Raw genomic sequence first — 20,788 nt, forward strand, 5'->3', positions numbered from 1 at the left:
GGTCTGGGGCTGGACCGCGATCAGGCCGCCTGCTGGGCCGCCGCCAGCAGATCGTAGGGATCGATTCCGGCCGCGCGCCACTTGGCATGCGCTTCGGGATAGTAGCGCGCCGCGCGAATGCCGAGCATCCGGCGGGCTTCGTCCAGCGGCATCGCCAGGACATCGCGGATCGGCATTTCGGCCAGCCGTGAACACGCCTTGCCCATCTTGTGCCCTTCGCGCACCGCGCGGAAGATAGGCACCTTGACCCGGCCGCGCCGCGAAATCTCCATGGCTCCGGCATAGCCGAGGAACAGGTGCGCCAGGGCCGGCTGCTGACCGTAGGTGAACGCCAGCACGCACTGTTCGCCCAGCGCATCGCGCCCATAGCCGGACAGCACGTGCATCAGATCGTGCGTATCGCGCAGGCGGCGCATGTACCAATCGACCTGATCGTCGAACCGCGAATTGGCCGGGCGGTACTTTTCCAGTTCGTCGACCAGCCCCTGCGCCGACAGCCCCTCGCGCTCCATGAAGTCGCAATAGACCTGCCCGACAGACCCCGCCGGCAGCCTGCGCAGCGCTTCATGATCGTCGAGAATCGTGACCAGCGACGGCTCGCTCGCCCGGATACGCTGACCGCGCTCCGTGGACAGGAACGCGCGCGCGGCATCGTAGACCCCGCGCCAGGGCAGCGCCTCGAAGATGGGGAACACTTCGGCGGTGTTCTCCTTGTCCTTCACCAGTTCCCGGAAATGACGCCACGCCTTCGCGAAATCGTATCGCATTTTCGGGCGGCCGGGCAGCATGAACGGAAGATCGTTGGTCCCGCGCGTCGCGGTATCGGTCATCGAGGCGGTAGCGAGCGTAGCCATTCATGCACCTGCGAGTTACTTACACCACTGTCATTTAGCAATCTTGCCTCGCTATGGCAAATAGGTTTCAAATCGACTACCTAAATTCCGACAAAATACCGGGAGGGATCGATGAAGCAACGCTGGCAGGTGCTGCTTGGCATATCGCTGGGGCTCGTGGCGCTCGCGGCAGGCCTGCTGGCCGGGCGCTCCACCACGGAAGGCTGGCAGCTTGCCGCGCGCTGGACCGCACGCGCCGGCTTTCCGCTGCTGATCCTGACCTACAGCGCATCCTCACTGGCACGGCTGTGGCCCGGCCCGGAAACGCGGGCGCTGCTGCGCGAACGGCGTTACTGGGGCCTTGGCTTCGCCGCCTGCCACATGATCCACCTGGCGGCGCTGATCACGTTCCTGCGCCTGTCGGGCACGCAACGGCCCTTGCCGACCCTGCTGGGCGGAGGTCTGGCCTACCTGCTCCTCATCGCCATGACGCTGACCTCCACCGACGCCGCGATGCGCCGCCTGGGCAGGTGGTGGAAGCGGCTGCACACGTTCGGCATCCACTGGTTGTGGTTCATCTTCGCCTTTTCCTACGTCGGGCGCATCGCCCGGCCGGAAACGCGGATGACCGGGCTGATCGGCGGAGGCATCGCCATCGCCGCGCTGGGCCTGCGGATCGCGGCGCGGGTCAAGACCCGCCGCCCCGCTGCCCTCAGTCGTTGACCCATTCCTCGCGCGGGATGCCGAACAGCAGCAGGATCGCGGTGAGATCGCCGCGATCAATCCAGCCATCGGCCGCCGCGCGCGCCTTGGGCTTGGCGCGATAGGCAAGGCCCCAATGCGCCGCCTCGATCATCGGGATGTCGTTGGCACCGTCCCCGGTCGCGAGGCTGGTAGCCCCCTCGCCCAGCCGCGCGGTTTCCTCCAGCAGCACGGCTTTCTTCACGCCGCTGTCGGTAATCCCGCCGACAAGCCCGCCGGTCAGCGCGCCATCGCGGATTTCCAGCCTGTTCGCCACGACGCGCTCGAACCCAAGTTGTTCGGCCACGGGATCGGCGAAGCTGTGAAAGCCGCCCGTCACCAGCACGGTGTGGCATCCCCGCGCCTTGAGCGTGGATACCAGCGTGCGCGCGCCCGGCATCGGCGCGATCCGTTCGGCAAGGCACTGGTGGATCGCGGCTTCGGGCAGATCACGCAGCAAGCCCACGCGCTCACGCAAGGCGGCCTCGAAATCCAGTTCGCCCTGCATCGCGCGTTCGGTGATCGCGGCGATCTGCTCCTTGATCCCCGCGAAATCGGCCAGTTCGTCGATGCATTCGGCCTGAATCATCGTCGAATCCATATCCGAAACGAACAGGCGCGGCGCCGCGATCGGGTGGAGCGACAGCAGCAGGTCGCTGTCCGGAAAGTGCGCGTCGAGAATGCGGCGGACCTCGGCCGGATCGCCCTCCAGCACTTCGAGTTCGAGCACCTCCTCGCACCCGTCAAGCATTCCCGCGCCGGCCACTTCCCAGCCGCGTTCCTCGATCGCTTCCATCGCGCGCGCAAGATTGTCACCAAGCGTCTCAGGCTCTGCTATCAGGCGGGCGATGAGCACCGATAATTCCCTTTCATTCCACGATACCGGCATGGACGGCGGCACAGGCTCGCCGGTCAAGCCACGGCTGGCGCTCATTGCAGGGCCGACGGCCAGCGGCAAGAGCGATCTGGCGATAAAGCTGGCGCTGCACGAACGCGCACAGGGGCGCAAGGCCGTGGTCATCAATGCCGATAGCGCGCAGGTCTATCGCGATCTCGCCGTGCTGAGCGCGCGGCCAACCGAGCAGGAGATGCAGGGCATACCCCACCGCCTGTTCGGCGCGTGGGACGGCGCGGTGGCCTGCTCCGCCACTGACTGGGCCGACGCGGCACGCGCGGAAATCGCGCAGGCCCATGCCGACGACGCCCTGCCGATCCTGGTCGGCGGGACCGGGCTTTACATCCGCACCCTGCTCGATGGGATCGCGCCCGTGCCACCGATCGATCCCGCCATCCGCGCGTCGGTGCGCGCGATGCCGGTCGCTCAAGCGTGGGAAGCGCTGCGCGCCGAAGACCCCGAACGCGCGGCCCGGCTGGCCCCGGCCGATACCACGCGGGTCGCCCGCGCGCTGGAAGTGGTACGATCGACCGGCCGCCCGCTGGCCGCGTGGCAGGCCGAACGCAGCGGCGGGATCGGCGGCACGGTCACCTTGGCCCCGGTGATCCTGCTGCCAGATCGGCAGTGGCTCTATCACCGGTGTGACCTGCGCTTCCGCCGGATGTGGCAAAGCGGCGCGGTCGAGGAAGTGCAGACCCTGCTCGCGCGCGGGCTGGACCCGGCCCTGCCCGTGATGCGCGCCATCGGCGTGCCGGAGATCGCGGCATTTCTGCGCGGTGAAAGCGATGCCGAGTCGGCCATCGTCGCCGGACAACAAGCCACGCGAAACTACGTCAAACGGCAGTTCACCTGGCTGAAACACCAGAATCCGGCGGAATGGCCGCGCCTTGCGAACGAAAATTACCTTGACAGAGAAGATATAGCAGGATTATTTCAAACATAGCTGCTTGACATGGCATTTTATATCAAGTAGCAGGCCGTCAACTGCCCGACTTGCGTCGGGTGCCCGGAAGGGAGAGACGGCCCGGCGCAGCCAGCTCTGCGCCGGGCCATAATTTTTCGGCCGACAGTGTATTTCCGGCCCCGGTCGGAGCAAGTGCCGTCCTCTTCCGGGGATGGAAAAACGATACGTTGGATTGTTCGCAGAGTTGCAAGACAGGCGAGGCTGGAAACCAGATCGCCCAACAAGGGACGAAGTACCGTGAAAACCGAGCGCAGCGGCGCAGAAATCCTGGTCGAAAGCCTGGTTGCCAAGGGCGTCGAATTCGTGTTCGGCTATCCCGGCGGTGCGGTGCTCCCGATCTATGACGCGCTGTTCGGCGATGAACGCATCCGCCACATCCTCGTCCGGCACGAAGCCGGCGCCGCCCATGCGGCCGAAGGCTATGCCCGCGCCACCGGCAAGCCCGGCGTGGTGCTGGTGACGTCCGGCCCCGGTGCGACCAACGCGGTCACCGGCATCGCCGACGCGTTCATGGATTCGATTCCGCTGGTCGTCATCACCGGCCAGGTCGCCACCGCGCTGATCGGCTCGGATGCCTTCCAGGAAGCCGACACCATCGGCATCACCCGGCACTGCACCAAGCACAACTATCTGGTGAAGGACCCTTCGCAGCTCGCAGCGACGATCGACGAAGCGTTCCGCATCGCCACCGAAGGCCGCCCCGGCCCGGTCGTGATCGACATTCCCAAGGACGTGCAGGTCGCCTCGGCCACGTGGACCGAGGTCGCGCCGCAGCAGCGCAACCGCTATGCCCCGCAAACCGAAGGCAACCGGCAGGACATCGCCGAGGCGATCGCGATGATCGCGGCCGCGGAAGCGCCGATCTTCTACACCGGCGGCGGCGTGATCAATTCCGGTCCCGAAGCCACGCGCCTGCTGCGCGAGCTTCAGGCGCTGACCGGCGCGCCCGTCACCTCCACGCTGATGGGCCTGGGCGCGTTTCCGGCCGATCATCCGGCGTGGCTGGGCATGCTGGGCATGCACGGCACGTACGAGGCCAATCTGGCGATGAACCGGGCCGACCTGATCGTCGCGGTCGGCGCGCGCTTCGATGATCGCGTCACCGGGCGCCTCGATGCCTTCGCGCCCAACAGCAAGAAGATCCACATCGACATCGACCGCGCCTCGATCAACAAGACGGTGCGCGTGGACCTGCCGGTCATCGGCGATTGCGGCAAGGTGCTGGCACAGCTGATCGAGGCCTGGAAGGCTGGCGGCCACCAGAAGGCGGACCTTCAGGAATGGTACGCCCGCATCGACGGCTGGCGCGCGCGCAAGAGCCTGTCCTATCCGAAGCGCAGCAAGGATATCATGCCGCAGTTCGCGATCGAGCGCCTCTATGCGCTGACCCGCGATCGCGATCCGATCATCGCCACCGAAGTGGGCCAGCACCAGATGTGGGCGGCGCAGTACTTCCACTTCATGAAGCCGAACAAGTGGCTGACCTCGGGCGGGCTCGGCACGATGGGCTATGGCCTGCCGGCCGCGATCGGCGCGCAAGTGGGCTTCCCCGATGCGCTGGTGATCGACGTGGCGGGCGATGCCTCGATCCAGATGAACATCCAGGAACTGGGCACCGCCACGCAATACCGCCTGCCGGTCAAGGTCTTCGTGCTCAACAACGAATGGATGGGCATGGTCCGCCAGTGGCAGGAACTGACCTATGAAAGCCGCTATTCCAACTCGTACTCCGACAGCCTTCCCGATTTCGTGAAGCTGGCCGAAGCCTATGGCTGGAAGGGCATCCGCATCGAGGACGAAAGCCAGCTCGACGCCGGCATCCAGGCGATGATCGACCATCCCGGCCCGGTCATCGTCGATTGCCTCGTTGCCAAGGAGGCGAACTGCTTCCCGATGATCCCGAGCGGCGCCGCGCATACCGAGATGCTGCTTTACGGCGATGCGGTGAGCGGCACGATGGACGATGAAGCCAAGGCGCTGGTCTGACGGCGCGGACCGACGATTGCGCCCAGAGGAAAACCTTACAGTGATGAAGATCAAGGAACAGGCGTCCGAACGCCACGTCCTGACCGTCATGGTCGACAACGAAGCCGGCATTCTTGCCAAGATCGCCGGCCTGTTCACCGCACGCGGCTATAACATCGACAGCCTGACGGTGGCGGACATCACCGACGAGCACGACGTGAGCCGTATCACCATCGTGACGCACGGCCCGCCCGAAATCATCGACCAGATCCACGCCCAGCTGGAACGGCTGGTGCCGGTTCACAAGGTGACCGACCTGACCGAGGTGGGGCCTTACGTCGAACGCGAACTGGCGCTGATCAAGGTGGCCGGCACCGGTGACGCGCGCGTGGAAACGCTGCGGCTGGCCGACGTGTTCCGCGCCAAGGTGGTGGACACCACCACGCACAGCTTCGTGTTCGAACTGACCGGCACGCCGGACAAGATCAACACGTTCGTGGGCCTGATGCGCGAACTGGGGCTGGTCGAGGTCGGCCGCACCGGGATCGTCGGCATGATCCGGGGCGCGAACGCCGCCTGAACGTCAAACCGATCCTGCAACGGACATTCTGAAGAACTACGTCACCCCGGCTTGTTTCGGGGTCCATTTTTCCCGATAGGGCGGCGCTGAACGGCCCCGATGGATGCTGAACCCGCTTCAGCATGGCGAACTGGACGAGGGAAAGCACAATGAAGGTTTATTACGACGCCGATACCGACCTGAACCTGATCACGGGCAAGAAGATCGCCATCCTGGGCTATGGCAGCCAGGGCCACGCCCACGCGCAGAACCTGCGCGATTCGGGTGTGAAGGAAGTGGCCATCGCGCTGCGCCCCGGATCGGCCAGCGCCAAGAAGGCCGAAGCCGCCGGCTTCAAGGTGCTGGCGAACGCCGATGCCGCCGCCTGGGCCGACGTGCTCATGATCCTGGCACCGGACGAACACCAGGCCGCGATCTACGCCGCCGACCTGCACGCCAACCTGAAGCCCGGTGCAGCGCTCGCCTTCGCGCACGGCCTCAACATCCACTTCGGCCTGATCGAACCGCGCGCCGACATCGACGTGATCATGATCGCGCCCAAGGGCCCGGGCCACACCGTGCGCGGCGAATACGTGAAGGGCGGCGGCGTGCCCTGCCTTGTCGCCGTGCATCAGGACACCACCGGCAACGCGCACGATATCGCCCTCGCCTATGCCTCGGGCGTTGGCGGCGGCCGTTCGGGCATCATCGAAACCAACTTCCGCGAGGAATGCGAAACCGACCTGTTCGGTGAGCAGGCCGTGCTCTGCGGCGGCGCCACCGCGCTGGTCCAGGCCGGGTTCGAAACGCTGGTGGAAGCCGGCTACGCGCCGGAAATGGCGTACTTCGAATGCCTGCACGAACTGAAGCTGATCGTCGACCTGATGTACGAAGGCGGCATCGCCAACATGCGCTACTCGATCTCGAACACCGCCGAATACGGCGATATCAAGACCGGCCCGCGCATCATCACCGATGAAACCAAGAAGGAAATGAAGCGCGTTCTGGCCGACATCCAGTCGGGCCGCTTCGTCAAGGACTTCGTGCTCGACAACCGCGCCGGCCAGCCCGAACTGAAGGCTTCGCGCATCGCCGCCAAGCGTCACCCGATCGAGGAAACCGGCGCCAAGCTGCGCGCGATGATGCCCTGGATCGGCGCCAACAAGCTGGTCGATCAGACCAAGAACTGATGGCGAGGCACCGGGGCGCCGCCGCTGGCGCGCCCCGGCCCTTCCGGGCTTCGGTGTGCTGCCAATGCACGTATCCCAAGGGTGCGGGCACGGTCCGCACCGTTTTTATTCCACAAACATCTCCTCCATTCGACGAATGGCAATGGACCAGTAACTTCTGTCTGATTATCTCCATTCTGGAGACATCACGAAGGATAACTATCCATGGTTCGCGCACTGGCCGTTTCGGGCGGGCTGGTCCTGTGCAGCGCTCTTGGCGGGTGCGATTCCAAGCCGTCGCAACAAGCCGAGGAATCGGGCGCGAAGGCTTATGAAGCCGTCGGCGCTTTCGAAGACGCTCCCTCAAGCGCGGGCAGCGAAACGGCGGAACTTGTCGACCCACTGCCCGCGGCCAGCTGTGGCGCGGAAAAGGTGCAGGGTGTTCTCGGCAAGCGCGAAACGCTCGATCTCCACCTGGCGGTGCGCAAGGCGGTCAACCACGAAGTGATCCGCTGGGTTCACCCGGGTAACGTCGTGACCGAGGATTTCGCGCCCGAGCGCCTGAACGTGATGGTCAACGAGAACGGCTTGGTGGTCTCCGCGCGCTGCGGCTGAACCGCGCGGTCTGTCCGTTCAGCGCATCTTGCCGAATGCGATCCGCAGTTCGCGTACGAACGCTTCGGGCTGCTCCCATGCCGCGAAGTGCCCGCCCTTCTCCATGTCTCCCCAGTGGACGAGTTTGCGATAGTGCCGTTCCGCCCACTTGCGCGGCGTGGGCAAAATCTCCTTGGGAAACGCGCTGACCGCTACGGGCAGATCGATATCCTTTGCCGCGAAACTGCCAAAACTTTCCCAGTACAGACGGGCGGAGGAAGCACCGGCCGCCGGCAACCAGTACAGCATGATATTGTCCAGAATGGCGTCGCGATCGAGCGCGTCTTCGGCCCGTCCGGCATTGTCCGTCCACGCCCACATCTTCTCGTAGATCCAGCCAGCCAGCCCCACGGGCGAATCCACCAGTCCGTATCCCACCGTCTGCGGGCGGGTCTGCTGCTGCTTCGAATAGCCCGAATCCCAGTCCTGATAGTGCTGGAGCGCGGTCAGCGCGCGGACTTCGGCGGGCGAAGGCGTTGTCAGGTCCTCGGGCTGCGGCCGGGCGATCGGCATGTTGAGGTGGATACCGGCGCATCCCTCGACCTTCTGCAGCGCGATCGCGGTCGTCACCGCCGATCCCCAGTCACCCCCTTGCGCGAACCAGCGCGCATAACCCAGCCCGCGCATCAGTTCGCCCCAGGCCCGCCCGATCTTTTCGACGCCCCAGCCAGCCTGCGTCGGCTTGCCCGAAAAACCGAAGCCCGGCAGCGCGGGAATGACGACATGGAACGCATCCTCCGCCGTGCCGCCGTGCGCTTCAGGATCGGTCAGCGCCGCAATGCAGTTGCGGAACTCCAGGATCGAGCCCGGCCAGCCGTGCGTCAGCACCAGCGGCGTGGCGTTTTCGTGACGCGAACGGACGTGCAGGAAGTGGATCGACAGTCCGTCGATCCGGGCGGTGAACTGGCCGGTCGCGTTCAGCCACGCCTCGCACCGGCGCCAGTCGTACTCTTCGCGCCAGTAGCGGACCAGTTCGCGCAACGCCGCCAGCGGCGTGCCCTGCGACCAGTCGTCCACCGTTTCCCGTTCGGCCCAGCGCGTCATGTCGATCCGCCGGTGAAGGTCGTCGATCTGCGTCTGCGGAACGTGGAGCGTGAACGGTTCGATCTGCATGTGCGCGGGTATCCTCTCCTGATCGCAGGTGCAGCCCGCACCCGTCTTTCGTGCGGCATTCATTCTGGACAAGCGCTTGCGAATTGACCATAGGCTTGTGCCATGATCGCTCGGCTGGACCTTACCCTTCGACTTATTCGCCCTTGGGCGTGAGCTGACGCGTCGGTCCCACGGCGTGCGCGGCGCCCAGGGGACACAAATCGCACGTCACATTACAGGGCCACAGCGGCCTGCAAGCTCCGAGTTTTCCCGAGATGACCATGTTGAAAGACCCTTCGGTCAAGTACCGCCCGTTTCCGCAGATCGACCTGCCCAACCGCCAGTGGCCCAGCCGCACTATCACCAAGGCGCCGCGCTGGCTTTCCACCGACATGCGCGATGGCAACCAGTCGCTGATCGATCCGATGGATGCCGACAAGAAGCAGCGCTTCTTCGATCTGCTGGTGAAGGTGGGCCTCAAGGAAATCGAAGTCGGCTTCCCCAGCGCCGGCGCGACCGAGTACGATTTCATCCGCGGTCTGGTCGACGGCGGCCACATTCCCGATGACGTGTTCGTCCAGGTACTGACCCAATCGCGCGACGACCTGATCAAGACCTCGTTCGAAAGCCTGGCCGGGGCCAAGCAGGCGATCGTCCATGTCTATAACGCGGTATCGCCGTTGTGGCGCACCGTGGTGTTCGGCATGGAACCGGCGCAGATCAAGGATATTGCCATCGCCGGGGCCAAGAACCTGCGCGATCAGGCCGCGCGCTTTCCGCAGACCGACTGGCATTTCGAATACAGCCCGGAAACCTTCTCCACCGCCGAACTCGATTTCAGCATCGCCTGCTGCGAAGCGGTGATGGACGTGCTGAAGCCGACGCCCGAAAAACCGATCATACTCAACCTGCCGGCGACGGTGGAAGCGGCAACGCCGAACATCTACGCCGACCAGATCGAATATTTCTGCCGCAACCTGCCGAACCGCGAAAGCGCGGTGATCTCGCTGCACACCCACAACGATCGCGGCACCGGTGTCGCCGCCGCCGAACTGGGCCTGATGGCCGGCGCAGACCGCGTGGAAGGTTGCCTGTTCGGCAATGGCGAGCGCACCGGCAACTGCTGCCTCGTCACCGTCGCTCTCAACTTGTACACGCAGGGCGTTGATCCGGAACTGGATTTCTCGGACATCGACCAGGTGATCCAGACGGTCGAATATTGCAATCAACTGCCCGTGCCGGCCCGCCATCCCTATGGCGGCGAACTGGTGTTCACGGCCTTTTCCGGATCGCACCAGGATGCGATCAAGAAAGGCTTTGCCGCGCAGGAAGCACGCAACGACCAACTCTGGGCCGTGCCTTACCTGCCGATCGACCCCGCCGATCTCGGCCGCAGCTACGAAGCGGTGATCCGCGTCAACTCGCAATCCGGCAAGGGCGGCTTCGCCTGGGTGCTGGAACAGGACCAGGGCCTCAAGCTGCCCAAGAAGATGCAGGCGCACTTCAGCCGGCACGTGCAGGAACTGGCGGACGAGGTTGGCCGCGAACTGCAGGCGGGCGACATCTGGGACGTGTTCCGCAAGGTCTATCGCCTTGAATCCCCGCAGCACTTCCAGCTTGTCGACTATGAGGAATCGCGCGCGCCTGATGGCACCCGCGTGTTCGCCGGCAAGATCGAGATCGACGGCCAGATCCAGACCGTCAGCGGGCGCGGCAACGGCCTCATTTCCTCGGTGGTGGCGACGCTGCGCGAGGGGTTCGGCGTGGACATCGAGATTCGCGATTATTCCGAACACGCCATGGGCAGCGGCACCAATGCGCGCGCAGCGGCCTATGTGGAATGCGCGCTGCCCGACGGGCGCGTGATCTGGGGTGTGGGCATCGACGAGGACGTGGCGACGGCCAGCGTCCGCGCCATTCTCAGCGCGGCCAACACCGCGCGCTGACCGCGTTTCACCGATCGGTTAAAATTCCGACGACATCCCCCCTTGCCGCTCTTGCTTCTTGTGTGGCCTGCTCCATAGTTCGGTGCAGGCCCGCAAGAGGCCGTGCATTTGGGAGCCGACATGCCTGAAGCGATTCTGGAACCTGATCTTCCGATCATCGACCCGCACCATCACCTGTGGGATCTGTCGCCGCTTCTGGCCGCCTTTCCGGAACCGCATCACCCGTTCATCCAGGCGGCGGCGCTTTCCCCGCTCTACGTGTTCGATCATCTGCGCGCCGATGCGCAGAGCGGGCATCGCGTGGTAGGCACCGTCTATATGGAATGCGGCGCGTTCTATCGCGCCGACGCCCGCGCAGACTTGCGCCCCGTGGGCGAAGTGGAATTCGTGAACGGCGTCGCCGCGCAAAGTGCCAGTGGCATTTATGGCGATCTGCGCGCCTGCGCCGCGATCATCGGCCACGCCGACCTGACGCTGGGCGATGCGGCGCAACCCGTGCTCGAAGCGCTTGCGGCAGCCGGCAACGGCCGCTTTCGCGGCATCCGCCACCAGGGGGCGTGGGATGCCGACCCCGAGGTGCTCGGGCCGCCGTTCCACGCCCCGCCCGGCCTGCTCGCCAGCGATGCCTTCCGCGCCGGTTTCCGCCACCTCGCCCCGATGGGGCTGACGTTCGATGCCTGGGTGCTGGAACCGCAATTGCAGGACGTGATCGATCTGGCGCGCGCCTTTCCCGATACCACCATCGTGCTCGATCACTGCGGCACGCCGCTCAACATTGCCAGCTATCGCGGCAAGCTGCCGGACCGGTTCGATACCTGGCGGTCGGCCATCCGCACGCTGGCCGAATGCCCGAACGTGTCGATCAAGCTCGGCGGCCTTGCCATGGCCTTCTGCGGGATGCCCGAGGAAGGGCCGGCCAAGGGCTTCTCTTCGATCGCGCTCGCCGCGATGTGGCGGCCCTATATCGAAACCTGCATCGATGCGTTCGGGCCGCACCGCGCCATGTTCGAAAGCAACTTCCCGGTCGACAAATGGGGCGCTGACTACGTGACCCTCTGGAACGCGTTCAAGCGCCTGTCCGCCGGTGCTTCGGCGGCGGAAAAGCGCGCGCTCTTTGCCGGAACCGCCGCGCGGGTTTACGGGATCGAAGACGTCCTGCCGACCGGCTGAACGCCACGCCCGCGCGAACCTTTGACTTGACGCGCGCGACTGCATATGCAGCCGTTAATCGATCGATTAAACGAATTGCGAGAGAGCCGATCCATGCCGTTGCCCGCCCTGTTCCAGAACCTGCGCCTCCCCGTCATCGCTTCGCCGCTGTTCATCATTTCCGGGCCGGAGCTGGTGATCGCCCAGTGCAAGGCGGGCGTCGTCGGCAGCTTCCCCTCGCTCAACGCCCGGCCGATCAGCCAGCTTGACGAATGGCTGCACCAGATCACCGAGGAACTGGCCGCGCACAACCGCGCGCATCCGGATCGGCCGGCCGCTCCGTTCGCGGTGAATCAGATCGTCCACCGCACCAACAACCGCCTCGATGAAGACATGGCGTTGTGTGAGAAGTGGCAGGTGCCGATGCTCATCACCTCGCTCGGCGCGCGCGAGGACGTCTATCAGGCGGCGCACCGCTGGGGCGGCATCGTGCTGCATGACGTCATCAACGACATGTTCGCGCGCAAGGCGATCGAAAAAGGCGCGGACGGGCTGATCCCGGTGGCGGCCGGCGCGGGCGGCCATGCCGGCGCGCAGTCCCCCTTTGCGCTGGTGCGGGAAATCCGCAGCTGGTTCGACGGGCTGATCGCGCTGTCGGGCGCCATCGCCCACGGCAATTCGGTGCTGGCCGCGCAGGCGCTGGGCGCCGACTTCGCCTATATCGGCTCCGCGTGGATCGCCACGCACGAAGCACGCGCGATCGATGCCTACAAGCAGGCCATCGTCGACAGTTCGGCCAGCGACATCGTCTATTCCAACCTCTTCACCGGCGTTCACGGCAACTATCTGCGCAGCTCGATCCAGAACGCTGGCCTCGATCCCGACAACCTGCCTGTCAGCGATCCATCGAAGATGAACTTCGGTTCGGGCGGGAACACCGACGCCAAGGCATGGAAGGATATATGGGGTTCGGGCCAGGGCATCGGCGCGGTCAAGGCCGTCGAATCCGTGGCCGAGCGCGTCGCCAGGCTGGAACAGCAATACAAGGCGGCGGCCAGCGCGCTGGCGGCGAATACCGCGCCGTTCCTGCCCTGATTTTCCGGTAGCGCATCGGCCGGGCGGAAAGCCCGGTGCCGGGGCGTGTCAGCGGCTCCGCACCACAAGCCGGTCGCCGTCCGGCTCGATGCGCACGGCGCCGCCACCGCTGGGCAGCAATGCGTCGCACGGCGCATCCACGCGGCCATGCGCGACCAGCCAGTCCGTGAATCGCACCGCCACGCGTGCATCGTCATCCCACGAAGCGCCGGGCCGCGACCGCAGCGCGAATTCCTGCCCGGTCAGGAACGCCATACCCTCGCTGGCAAGACCGCCATCGTCCCCGGCATAGAGCGCCGTCAACGCCAGAGCCGGGAACGGTCCCCCCGCCAGCCACGCGCCACACGCCTCCCGGAACCACGCCGGCGACATCACGTTGCGCGCCGGGCACCACGCCACGGCCCGCAATCCCGGCAGGGCCGTCAGGCTGATCAGCAAGTCCGCCAGACCCCGCAGCACGGGCAACATCGTGGCTCCACCCGCCAGGTGCGGCGCCGGAAACACATCGATGGCGCAGAGCGCATCCACATCAAGGTCGTGCGGCATGTCCACCCGGTGGACCAGGTCATCGAGGTGAAGCGGCGCGGCCGGCTGCAAATGGCCAAGATCGAACGTCAATCCTCCGTGCAGCAATTCCACGGTGCCGGGCTGTTCATCGGACCAGTTGGAAATCGAAAACCGTCCGCTTAGCGCCGAAATGTCCGCGATCTGGCTGGCATCCGGCTGCATTCCCGGCTCGAACAGCAGCGCCGCAAGCCGGGTTCGCCCCTTCGTCCACTCGTCCATCAATACCTGATCTCCGGTAACCAATGCAGCGACTTAGCGTATCATCGCGCTGGCCCGCGTCCATATCGACTTGGACCGAGTTGAACAGCAATTCGGCCTTGGCGGGCTTCAGAATATCCCCATCCCCAGCCCGCGCGACAACGCCTCGCCAAGCGCCTCCGCCGCTGCGAGGTGCTGGTGCGGCACGGTCTTGGGGGCCAGAATGCGTTCGGGCGTCTGCGCTTCCAGCAGCGCCACAAGGGGATCGGCCACGCGGCGCAGCCGCCAGCCGGTGGCGATCCGGTCGATCTGCCGCCGCGCGCCTTCCCCGTCCGATCCGGCGGCGATGATCGTGGCATAGGGCCGCCCCTCGATCCGGCCCAGCAACGGGTAATAGGCGCAATCGAAAAACTCCTTCATCGCGCCGGTCATCGCCCCCAGATTTTCCGGGCAACAGAACAGATAGCCGCCGGCATCCAGCAGCATATCGGGCACGGCGTCGGCTGCGGCGATCAGACGAACCGGCCCGCCGCGCGACGCGCCGCCATACGCGGCGTGCGCCAGCGCCCGCGCCGCGCCGGTCCTGCTATGCCAGATGATCGCCAGCATCCGCAGTCAGCAGCCGTCCTGACCGCCCGTGGGTGCGCCCAGCGCGCCACCGATCAGCCCACCCAGCCCGCCGAGGCCACGCTTCTTCGGCTTGGTTGGGCATTCGCGCTGCGGCTGCGCCCCGTTCGCCGCGCCAAGGCCTTCCATGCCGACGAGGAAGCCGGTCATCGAACGGTGGCGAATGCGCGCGGTCCATTCCGGCTTCCACGCGATTTTGGGATCGGCGGGACGCGGCGGATAGGCGAAATCCTCCTCCGGGCCATAAGCGTAGATCGAGCCGAACATATAGTCGGGCGCGGCCTGCTTGACCTCTGCCGGCACGGTGCAGGTCGTCGTCTGTGGCGACAGCACGGTGCGGTTGGCAACCAGCCGCGCGACGGTGGAGGGCGCCAGCCAGTCCGCCAGGCCGCCGCCGAACTCGCGCGTCGCGCTGGACGACCACCACACGATATCCACCGGCTGGTTCCCACCCCGCGCGCCCTGCTTCCCGCCGATGATAGAGGCATGATAGCCGGTCGCACCGGGCAAGGCGTTCCAGCGCAGCAGCGTGGCCCCGCCCGGCTGCGCGGCGGACGATCCCTGCAAGGCGCCCATGAAGTCCTTGGTCAGCGTGAAGTTGATGTCGGGCGCGTAATTGCCGGCGATACGATGCGCGCCGATCAGCGAGCTGTCGGGCCGGGCCGACTTGCCATCATCCGACGGCCACTGGCCATAGGTCCGGCTGTTGGCCGGCGTGACATAGCGATCGAGCGGCACCGCACTGGACCACAGGCCCGGCGGCATCTGCCCCGCCGCGATCTTGGCGAAATCGATAATGACCGGCTGCCCCTTGGGCGCGTGTTCCCCGCAGCCCCAGAAGATCAGCATCCGTCCGGTGGGCCGCTCGAAATGCGTCTCGCCCGGCGCGGTCGGCGTGCGCTCCGGCGTCTTCAGCGCAACCGATTTGCCCAGCCGCGCGCCGGCCGGCATGAAATGGTCGGCCTTGGGCTTGCCATCGGGCGCGGTGCGGCTGGAGCCGAGTTCCAGCCACAGCTCATGCTGCGCGCCGCCTCCCCCGCCGCCAAAGGCCATGCCCAGCGCGGCGCCCATGCCGCCGCCGCGCATTCCGGCCATGCCGGATATGGTGCCGGCGCGCATCTCGTAGCGCGCGACCGGGGCGGCCGCGTTCTGCGCGGTCAGCACGCCGCCACCGGCGATCAGCAACAGGCCGCCGCAGGCCAGCATCCGCTTCGTCGTCATCAGATTGCCCATGTCATCCCCCGTGGTCATCCCTCGTGGCAGCGCGGGAACCGGAAGCAGGCTCCGGAAGTCCGCGTGTGATCCTGTGCGACCATCATGGCGTTCTTTTGCGCCGAATTATGTGACTCAAGGCATTGTCCGCCATTGATTACAGTCAACCGCTTTGCGGCCCTTTGGCAATAGGCTAGCGCATCCGGATCATGATCCCGATTTCCGCTGTCACCCATTCCTTCTCCGGCCTCGCCTGGCGCTGGCGCGGCGGCAACATGGACCTTGGCGGCTGGCACGGCAGCCTGGCCGATGATCTCGTCAACCAGCTTCTCCTGTCGCGCGGCGTCGCGCGCGAGGATCTGGAACGCCACCGCCGCCCCACGCTGCGCGATTTCATGCCCGACCCCTCGCTGTTCCGCGACATGGACGCCGCGGCGGAACGGCTGGCCTCCGCCGTGGCCGCGCGCGAGGCGATCACCGTTTATGGCGATTACGACGTCGATGGCGCCACCAGCGCCGCGCTGCTGATCCGCCTGCTGCGCGACCTTGGCGTGGAAGCGCGCGCCTATATCCCCGACCGCCTGCTCGAAGGCTATGGCCCCTCGGGCGAGGCCCTGGTCCGGCTCGCGCGCGAAGGCTCCTCGCTGATCGTGACGGTCGATTGCGGGGCGATGGCGCACGAAGCGCTGGCCGCCGCCCATGCCGAAGGCGTGGACGTGATCGTCGTCGATCACCACAAGTGCCCGCCAGAGCTTCCCATCACCGCCGCACTGGTCAATCCCAACCGGCTGGACGAAAGCGACGAGGCGGCCCTTCACGGACACCTTGCTGCTGTCGGCGTCGCATTCCTGCTGGCCGTCGCCACGGTCCGCACGCTGCGCGCGCGCGGCTATTTCGACGGTCGCCCCGCGCCGGACCTGATGGGCCTGCTCGATCTCGTCGCCCTGGGCACCGTGGCCGATGTGGCGCAGTTGAAGGGGCTCAACCGCGCGCTGGTGGCGCAGGGCCTCAAGGTCATGGCCAAGCGCGAGAACACCGGCCTTGCCGCGCTGATCGACGCCAGCCGGCTCAACCGCGCGCCCACCTGCAGCGATCTCGGCTTCGCGCTCGGCCCGCGCATCAACGCGGCGGGGCGCATCGGCGATTCCTCGCTCGGCGTCCGCCTGCTCACCACCAGCGACGCGGAAGAGGCGCGCGACATCGCGACGCGCCTGTCCATGCTCAACGACGAACGCCGCGCGATCGAACAGGCGGTGCAGGAAGCGGCCGAAATGCAGGTCGATGGCCAGCACAACCGCGCGGTCAACGTCCTGGCCGGCGAAGGCTGGCACCCCGGCGTGATCGGCATCGTCGCCGGACGTATCAAGGAAAAGACCGGCAAACCCACGCTGGTCATCGCGCTCGACGCCGACGAAGCCGGCAACGGCAAGGGATCGGGCCGTTCGATCGCGGGGGTGGACCTGGGTGCGGCGATCATCGCCGCGCGCGAGAACGGGCTGCTGGTGGCGGGCGGCGGGCACGCCATGGCCTGCGGCCTCACCGTCGATCCCGCCACCCTCCCCCGGCTGGCCGACTGGCTGGACGAACGGCTGGCGCGCGATGTCGCCTCGGCGCGCGCCACGCAATCGCTGCTGCTGGACCTGTCGCTCAACCCCGGCGGACTGACCCCCGATCTCGTCACCACGCTCGAAGCCGGCGGGCCGTATGGCGTGGGCTGGCCGGGGCCGCGCATCGCCGTGGGGCCGGTGCGGCTGGTCAAGTGCGACCTGGTTGGCACCGATCACGTCCGCATGATGGCAAGCGGGGCCGATGGCCGGTCGTTCAAGGCCATCGCTTTTCGCGCCGCCGCCAGCGAGCTGGGACAGACGCTGCTTCACGGCACCAGGGGCCGTCAACTCTGGCTCGCCGGACGCGCCCGGATCGATGACTGGGGCAGCCGCCCCGCCGCCGAATTGCACGTCGAGGACGCGGCATTCGCCGACTGAGGAAAATGATGAAATCGGCGCTTGACGGACCGCCCTCACCCCCGTAGAGGCGCGGTCCTGCCCAGCGGCGCTAGCCCAGTGGCCCCTTCGTCTAGCGGTCAGGACGCGGCCCTTTCACGGCTGAAACACGGGTTCGATTCCCGTAGGGGTCACCAAACTGTCAAAACCCTCATTTTGGGGTTGGTTTGGCGTGCCGAGAGTGAACGCGGCTCGTGATAATTCTTCAAGCATTCCAAAGGGCTGCCTGAATTCTACGGTCAGCCGATCATTGGCCCAGGTGCAGTTCGAAAGTACCAAATTTAGAGCTCGACGCCGGTATTCCGGGGCCATCTCCGCAAAGCCTTTGTGGGCGTTCCTGACGATATCGAGCAGCGCCACGCCATCATCAACATAGGCCTCGTCCGCATTATTGAGGTGCTCGAGTCCTCGGATCGCCCGCGCTCTCTCCTCCCGCCAGGTGGTAGCGATGCGATCGTGAAATTCCTTGGTGATACGTCCATCGATCTTGTCGAGGTAGATGGTGTCAAGACGCTCCTGGAGCTTGTCTGCCTCGGCAGCCAGCCGCGCCTTGGCTTCATCACGCTCGCGGCTCTCGTCGCCATGGCTCTCGCGGAGCGCTCGCTGTACGAGACCGAAAATTTCGTCGTCGAGGCGAAGCCGCGAAAGCATCTGTTCGAAATGAACGTCAAGCGCCTCCTGCCGGACGTAACGCTCAGGGCATTTTCCCTTAAAGCCGGTGCAATGGTAATAGACGTATTTCTGCTTCTTGATCTCCGCGACTATCGCACAGCCGCAATGGCCGCAGGTCATCAAGCCGGTGTAGACGAAATCTTTGGGACTCGCGCGGACGTTGGACGCGCTGCGGCCATCGATGACCTCCTGAGCTAGTTCCCAGGCCTCCAGCGAAATGATTGGGTCGTGCAGGCCTCGATAAAGCTTGCCGTCCCACTCATAGGAGCCGGTGTAGAGCCGATTTCTGAGTATATAGAAAATCGTACTCGTACTGCTGACGAGCTTGCCGCTTCGACGATACCTCAAACCAAGATTGCGCGCCTTCGCTGCCAGTTCGTTGATCGAGAAATTACCAGTTCCGCACAGCTCGAACAGGCGCGCAATGATCGGTGCGATCTCGGGATCGACCTCGATTACCTTCCGCCCCGCATCGTTGCGAATGTTGCGGTAACCGAGTGGAGCGAGAGTAGGCCAATAACCCTGCGCGGCCTTTTCTGTCATGCCCTTGCGCGCTTCCTCCGATAGATTGTCAATATAGTTCTTGGCCATCAACACCTTGATGCCGTGCATGAACTTCTCGGAAGACCTGGACTCGTTGGAAAGGACAACGCCCTCCTTGGCGAGGTGGATCTCGATATCCAATTCGTCGAGCGTCACCCAGTCCTTGAGGTTGCGGTACAGCCGATCGGTCTTTTCGACCAGGATCATTCGGACAGACGGATGGCGTCGTAGATAAGCCAGCATCGCTTCAAATTCGGTGCGGCCAGCCTTCCGTGCAGTTTCTACATCGACATGTTCGGCTACGATATCGATGTCGTGGATCGCTGCGTAGTCTCGGAGAAGTTTGAGCTGGGCAGGAATCGAGAATCCCTCGCGCTCCTGCTCCGACGTCGAGACGCGAGCGTAGAGAACCGCTTTCTTTAATGCGTGGCGGACCGACGCACGTGCCACCGTCCGTCTCAGCTTCGCTCTGGGTTTCACCATTGTTCCACACTTCCTTCTCTGCTCTCAATCACGATCCTTCCCCACTTCCAACCGCGAAACGCGCCTATCGCTGGGGAATTGTGGCTGTGCCGCCGTCCCGTTCTGTTCCCTATTTATTCCGCGACAGCACTGAACCGTCAAGCCGCCGATTCGGCGTAGGCAAAGCGCCTGGCTGGGTTATCGGGCATTCGGGTCGTCATCGCACTGTCTTGAGTCTTGACGGTTGTCGATCGACAATGGTCCGACGTCGGGCGATGGCGAGCTCATAATAGTCGGTCAGGTCGCCTAGCAGAATCCTCGCTTCGTCCTGAGAAACTGGCCGGCCCATCCGTCGTGCGAAGATCGCACTGGCATCCTCAATCAGCTGGCGTGAGAATTTGTCGCGTCTCGCAATGCGAGGTTCCCGTGGATCGTTCTGCGGAGACTTGCCCGCTGAGAATTCACACGCAGACTGAGTAGGCTCCTGATCCGTAGCCTGAGCCTTGGGGTGCAAAGGCGGGTTGGACTCACTACCAAGCGTTCGTGGCGCGGCCGAGGCATCAGCGGCGGTCCCGTACCTCGTGTTCGGAGATCGGGCACGCCTCATCGCCGGACGATGCGTTCATCGTGTAAGGGACATTCGCACTGTCTGAGGTGCCAAAGCAAGGCGCAACCGAGGCGCACGCCCATCGTTAACACGTCGCTGCTCCAATCGATGGAGCTCGGCGGGATGTCTTGAAGCAAGGTTATCGTACCTCGCGTGCCGTCGTTTATCAACAGTTCCCGCGCTCGAACCGACGCACAATGCTCAGCGTGTCGATGATGTCGCGGGCGGTCAGGCGCCATCTTCTTCGCTAACACCCATAGAAAGGCTCAAGCGGCGCCTGCGGGCCTATTCAACGAGATTGGCGAGGTTCTTCAATGATGAATCCATGCCGGCGCGATGGTCAACTTCGCTGATCCCTATAGGGACGTTTTCCGCGGTGAAAGTCACTTTCGTGCCGTTTGCGACCGCCGTGAATATCGCTGTCATCTTCATGGTGCCGGCAAAGGCTGGATCGGCGGACGCGAACTCGACGGCCTCGACAATTTTTTCATTCGGTATCAGTTCGATGAAGCGTGCCTCGACAACGTCGGTATCCTCCGTTGATTTGCCTCGGCCACGCTCGGTCTCGGAATAGACGAGTGTCATCCGATAGCCGCCCCCAACACGGGGGTCGAAAGAGAGGATCTTTGCAGTCATGCCCTTGGGCGCGCGCCATGACTCAACGGCCTCGGCGTCAAGAAAAGCCCGAAAAATGACTCGTGGTGGCGCAATGATGGTGCGAGAAGTGGTGTGAGTTCGAGGGTCTGTCATGAAACCTATTTGATAGAGGGCCGTCGCGTAGCAGCGCCAGCGGACGCTTGAGACACAAGGGACTTGAACCCGTCACTGCCGAACG

18 protein-coding genes and 1 tRNA gene are annotated in these 20,788 nt (G+C 65.0%); 11 read left to right on the forward strand and 8 right to left on the reverse strand.

Annotation, left to right across the window (positions count from 1 at the left end):
* Positions 1-20: 20 nt before the first annotated feature.
* Complete coding sequence (locus F1640_RS02870; protein WP_255504634.1) at positions 21-854, reverse strand: ubiquinone biosynthesis protein COQ4; 834 nt, start codon at positions 852-854, stop codon at positions 21-23.
* A gap of 111 nt (positions 855-965) precedes the next feature.
* Here F1640_RS02870 and F1640_RS02875 point away from each other — a divergent pair, with 111 nt between their 5' ends.
* Entirely contained in the window at positions 966-1,556 is a 591-nt protein-coding gene (locus tag F1640_RS02875) for a hypothetical protein (protein WP_194917633.1), read from the forward strand.
* Here the strand turns inward: F1640_RS02875 and serB are convergent.
* Positions 1,546-2,430, reverse strand: coding sequence for a phosphoserine phosphatase SerB (gene serB / locus F1640_RS02880; protein ID WP_309229182.1), 885 nt, complete (start codon positions 2,428-2,430; stop codon positions 1,546-1,548). The two genes, F1640_RS02875 and serB, sit on opposite strands and share 11 nt — an antisense overlap.
* A gap of 31 nt (positions 2,431-2,461) precedes the next feature.
* On the opposite strand from serB, the gene miaA reads away from it, so the two are divergent.
* From miaA to F1640_RS02905, 5 genes are all read left to right on the forward strand, one after another.
* The gene (miaA, locus tag F1640_RS02885) at positions 2,462-3,412 is read left to right on the forward strand and encodes a tRNA (adenosine(37)-N6)-dimethylallyltransferase MiaA (protein WP_255530181.1); all 951 of its coding nucleotides are present in this window, start codon (positions 2,462-2,464) and stop codon (positions 3,410-3,412) included.
* 258 nt (positions 3,413-3,670) lie between these two features.
* Positions 3,671-5,419, forward strand: coding sequence for an acetolactate synthase 3 large subunit (locus F1640_RS02890; RefSeq protein WP_194917637.1), 1,749 nt, complete (start codon positions 3,671-3,673; stop codon positions 5,417-5,419).
* A 43-nt stretch (positions 5,420-5,462) separates the two neighbouring features.
* The gene (gene ilvN / locus F1640_RS02895) at positions 5,463-5,978 is read left to right on the forward strand and encodes an acetolactate synthase small subunit (protein WP_194921094.1); all 516 of its coding nucleotides are present in this window, start codon (positions 5,463-5,465) and stop codon (positions 5,976-5,978) included.
* A 149-nt stretch (positions 5,979-6,127) separates the two neighbouring features.
* On the forward strand, positions 6,128-7,147 hold the full coding sequence (gene ilvC, locus F1640_RS02900) for a ketol-acid reductoisomerase (RefSeq protein ID WP_124809116.1): 1,020 nt from the start codon (positions 6,128-6,130) through the stop codon (positions 7,145-7,147).
* A gap of 204 nt (positions 7,148-7,351) precedes the next feature.
* On the forward strand, positions 7,352-7,741 hold the full coding sequence (locus F1640_RS02905) for an I78 family peptidase inhibitor (protein ID WP_194917639.1): 390 nt from the start codon (positions 7,352-7,354) through the stop codon (positions 7,739-7,741).
* 18 nt (positions 7,742-7,759) lie between these two features.
* Here F1640_RS02905 and F1640_RS02910 read toward each other — a convergent pair whose 3' ends face one another.
* A complete protein-coding gene (locus F1640_RS02910) occupies positions 7,760-8,893 on the reverse strand; it encodes an epoxide hydrolase family protein (protein ID WP_194917641.1) in 1,134 nt (377 codons plus the stop codon).
* Between the two features lie 254 nt (positions 8,894-9,147).
* Between F1640_RS02910 and leuA the strand changes: the two genes are divergently transcribed.
* The 3 genes from leuA to F1640_RS02925 all read left to right on the forward strand — a co-directional run bounded on the left by leuA (position 9,148) and on the right by F1640_RS02925 (position 13,062).
* Complete coding sequence (leuA, locus tag F1640_RS02915; protein ID WP_194917643.1) at positions 9,148-10,818, forward strand: 2-isopropylmalate synthase; 1,671 nt, start codon at positions 9,148-9,150, stop codon at positions 10,816-10,818.
* Between the two features lie 120 nt (positions 10,819-10,938).
* Positions 10,939-11,988 (forward strand): amidohydrolase, encoded by a 1,050-nt coding sequence (locus tag F1640_RS02920; RefSeq protein WP_194917644.1) that lies wholly within the window; start codon positions 10,939-10,941, stop codon positions 11,986-11,988.
* A 93-nt stretch (positions 11,989-12,081) separates the two neighbouring features.
* Positions 12,082-13,062, forward strand: coding sequence for a nitronate monooxygenase family protein (locus F1640_RS02925; protein ID WP_194917646.1), 981 nt, complete (start codon positions 12,082-12,084; stop codon positions 13,060-13,062).
* A gap of 48 nt (positions 13,063-13,110) precedes the next feature.
* Here the strand turns inward: F1640_RS02925 and F1640_RS02930 are convergent, their stop codons facing one another.
* The 3 genes from F1640_RS02930 to F1640_RS02940 form a co-directional block, all read right to left on the reverse strand.
* Positions 13,111-13,848 (reverse strand): hypothetical protein, encoded by a 738-nt coding sequence (locus F1640_RS02930; RefSeq protein ID WP_194917648.1) that lies wholly within the window; start codon positions 13,846-13,848, stop codon positions 13,111-13,113.
* A 108-nt stretch (positions 13,849-13,956) separates the two neighbouring features.
* On the reverse strand, positions 13,957-14,436 hold the full coding sequence (locus F1640_RS02935) for a flavodoxin family protein (RefSeq protein ID WP_194917651.1): 480 nt from the start codon (positions 14,434-14,436) through the stop codon (positions 13,957-13,959).
* A 6-nt stretch (positions 14,437-14,442) separates the two neighbouring features.
* The gene (locus F1640_RS02940) at positions 14,443-15,675 is read right to left on the reverse strand and encodes a hypothetical protein (RefSeq protein WP_255530182.1); all 1,233 of its coding nucleotides are present in this window, start codon (positions 15,673-15,675) and stop codon (positions 14,443-14,445) included.
* A 200-nt stretch (positions 15,676-15,875) separates the two neighbouring features.
* On the opposite strand from F1640_RS02940, the gene recJ reads away from it, so the two are divergent.
* Positions 15,876-17,651 carry a single-stranded-DNA-specific exonuclease RecJ gene (recJ, locus tag F1640_RS02945; RefSeq protein WP_194917652.1) on the forward strand — a complete coding sequence of 592 codons (1,776 nt, stop codon included), beginning with the start codon at positions 15,876-15,878 and terminating at the stop codon, positions 17,649-17,651.
* Between the two features lie 80 nt (positions 17,652-17,731).
* Positions 17,732-17,806, forward strand: a tRNA-Glu gene (locus F1640_RS02950).
* On the opposite strand, the gene F1640_RS02955 is transcribed toward F1640_RS02950, so the two are convergent.
* Complete coding sequence (locus tag F1640_RS02955; RefSeq protein WP_194921097.1) at positions 17,766-19,367, reverse strand: recombinase family protein; 1,602 nt, start codon at positions 19,365-19,367, stop codon at positions 17,766-17,768. The two genes, F1640_RS02950 and F1640_RS02955, sit on opposite strands and share 41 nt — an antisense overlap.
* Positions 19,368-20,238: 871 nt before the next feature.
* Complete coding sequence (locus F1640_RS02960; protein ID WP_194917655.1) at positions 20,239-20,703, reverse strand: SRPBCC domain-containing protein; 465 nt, start codon at positions 20,701-20,703, stop codon at positions 20,239-20,241.
* Between the last annotated feature and the right edge of the window lie 85 nt (positions 20,704-20,788).

The sequence above is a fragment of the Novosphingobium sp. NBM11 genome, from assembly GCF_015390225.1.
Lineage (GTDB): Bacteria > Pseudomonadota > Alphaproteobacteria > Sphingomonadales > Sphingomonadaceae > Novosphingobium.

Excerpts from the sequence above, each read along its gene's own strand:
- recJ (WP_194917652.1), top strand. The coding sequence starts at position 15,876 with ATGATCCCGATTTCCGCTGTCACCCATTCCTTCTCCGGCCTCGCCTGG.
- F1640_RS02935 (WP_194917651.1), bottom strand. The coding sequence starts at position 14,436 with ATGCTGGCGATCATCTGGCATAGCAGGACCGGCGCGGCGCGGGCGCTG.
- F1640_RS02925 (WP_194917646.1), top strand. The coding sequence starts at position 12,082 with ATGCCGTTGCCCGCCCTGTTCCAGAACCTGCGCCTCCCCGTCATCGCT.
- miaA (WP_255530181.1), top strand. The coding sequence starts at position 2,462 with ATGGACGGCGGCACAGGCTCGCCGGTCAAGCCACGGCTGGCGCTCATT.
- F1640_RS02870 (WP_255504634.1), bottom strand. The coding sequence starts at position 854 with ATGGCTACGCTCGCTACCGCCTCGATGACCGATACCGCGACGCGCGGG.
- F1640_RS02910 (WP_194917641.1), bottom strand. The coding sequence starts at position 8,893 with ATGCAGATCGAACCGTTCACGCTCCACGTTCCGCAGACGCAGATCGAC.
- F1640_RS02955 (WP_194921097.1), bottom strand. The coding sequence starts at position 19,367 with ATGGTGAAACCCAGAGCGAAGCTGAGACGGACGGTGGCACGTGCGTCG.
- F1640_RS02920 (WP_194917644.1), top strand. The coding sequence starts at position 10,939 with ATGCCTGAAGCGATTCTGGAACCTGATCTTCCGATCATCGACCCGCAC.
- F1640_RS02960 (WP_194917655.1), bottom strand. The coding sequence starts at position 20,703 with ATGACAGACCCTCGAACTCACACCACTTCTCGCACCATCATTGCGCCA.
- F1640_RS02930 (WP_194917648.1), bottom strand. The coding sequence starts at position 13,848 with ATGGACGAGTGGACGAAGGGGCGAACCCGGCTTGCGGCGCTGCTGTTC.
- F1640_RS02940 (WP_255530182.1), bottom strand. The coding sequence starts at position 15,675 with ATGACGACGAAGCGGATGCTGGCCTGCGGCGGCCTGTTGCTGATCGCC.
- ilvN (WP_194921094.1), top strand. The coding sequence starts at position 5,463 with ATGAAGATCAAGGAACAGGCGTCCGAACGCCACGTCCTGACCGTCATG.
- leuA (WP_194917643.1), top strand. The coding sequence starts at position 9,148 with ATGACCATGTTGAAAGACCCTTCGGTCAAGTACCGCCCGTTTCCGCAG.
- ilvC (WP_124809116.1), top strand. The coding sequence starts at position 6,128 with ATGAAGGTTTATTACGACGCCGATACCGACCTGAACCTGATCACGGGC.
- F1640_RS02875 (WP_194917633.1), top strand. The coding sequence starts at position 966 with ATGAAGCAACGCTGGCAGGTGCTGCTTGGCATATCGCTGGGGCTCGTG.
- F1640_RS02905 (WP_194917639.1), top strand. The coding sequence starts at position 7,352 with ATGGTTCGCGCACTGGCCGTTTCGGGCGGGCTGGTCCTGTGCAGCGCT.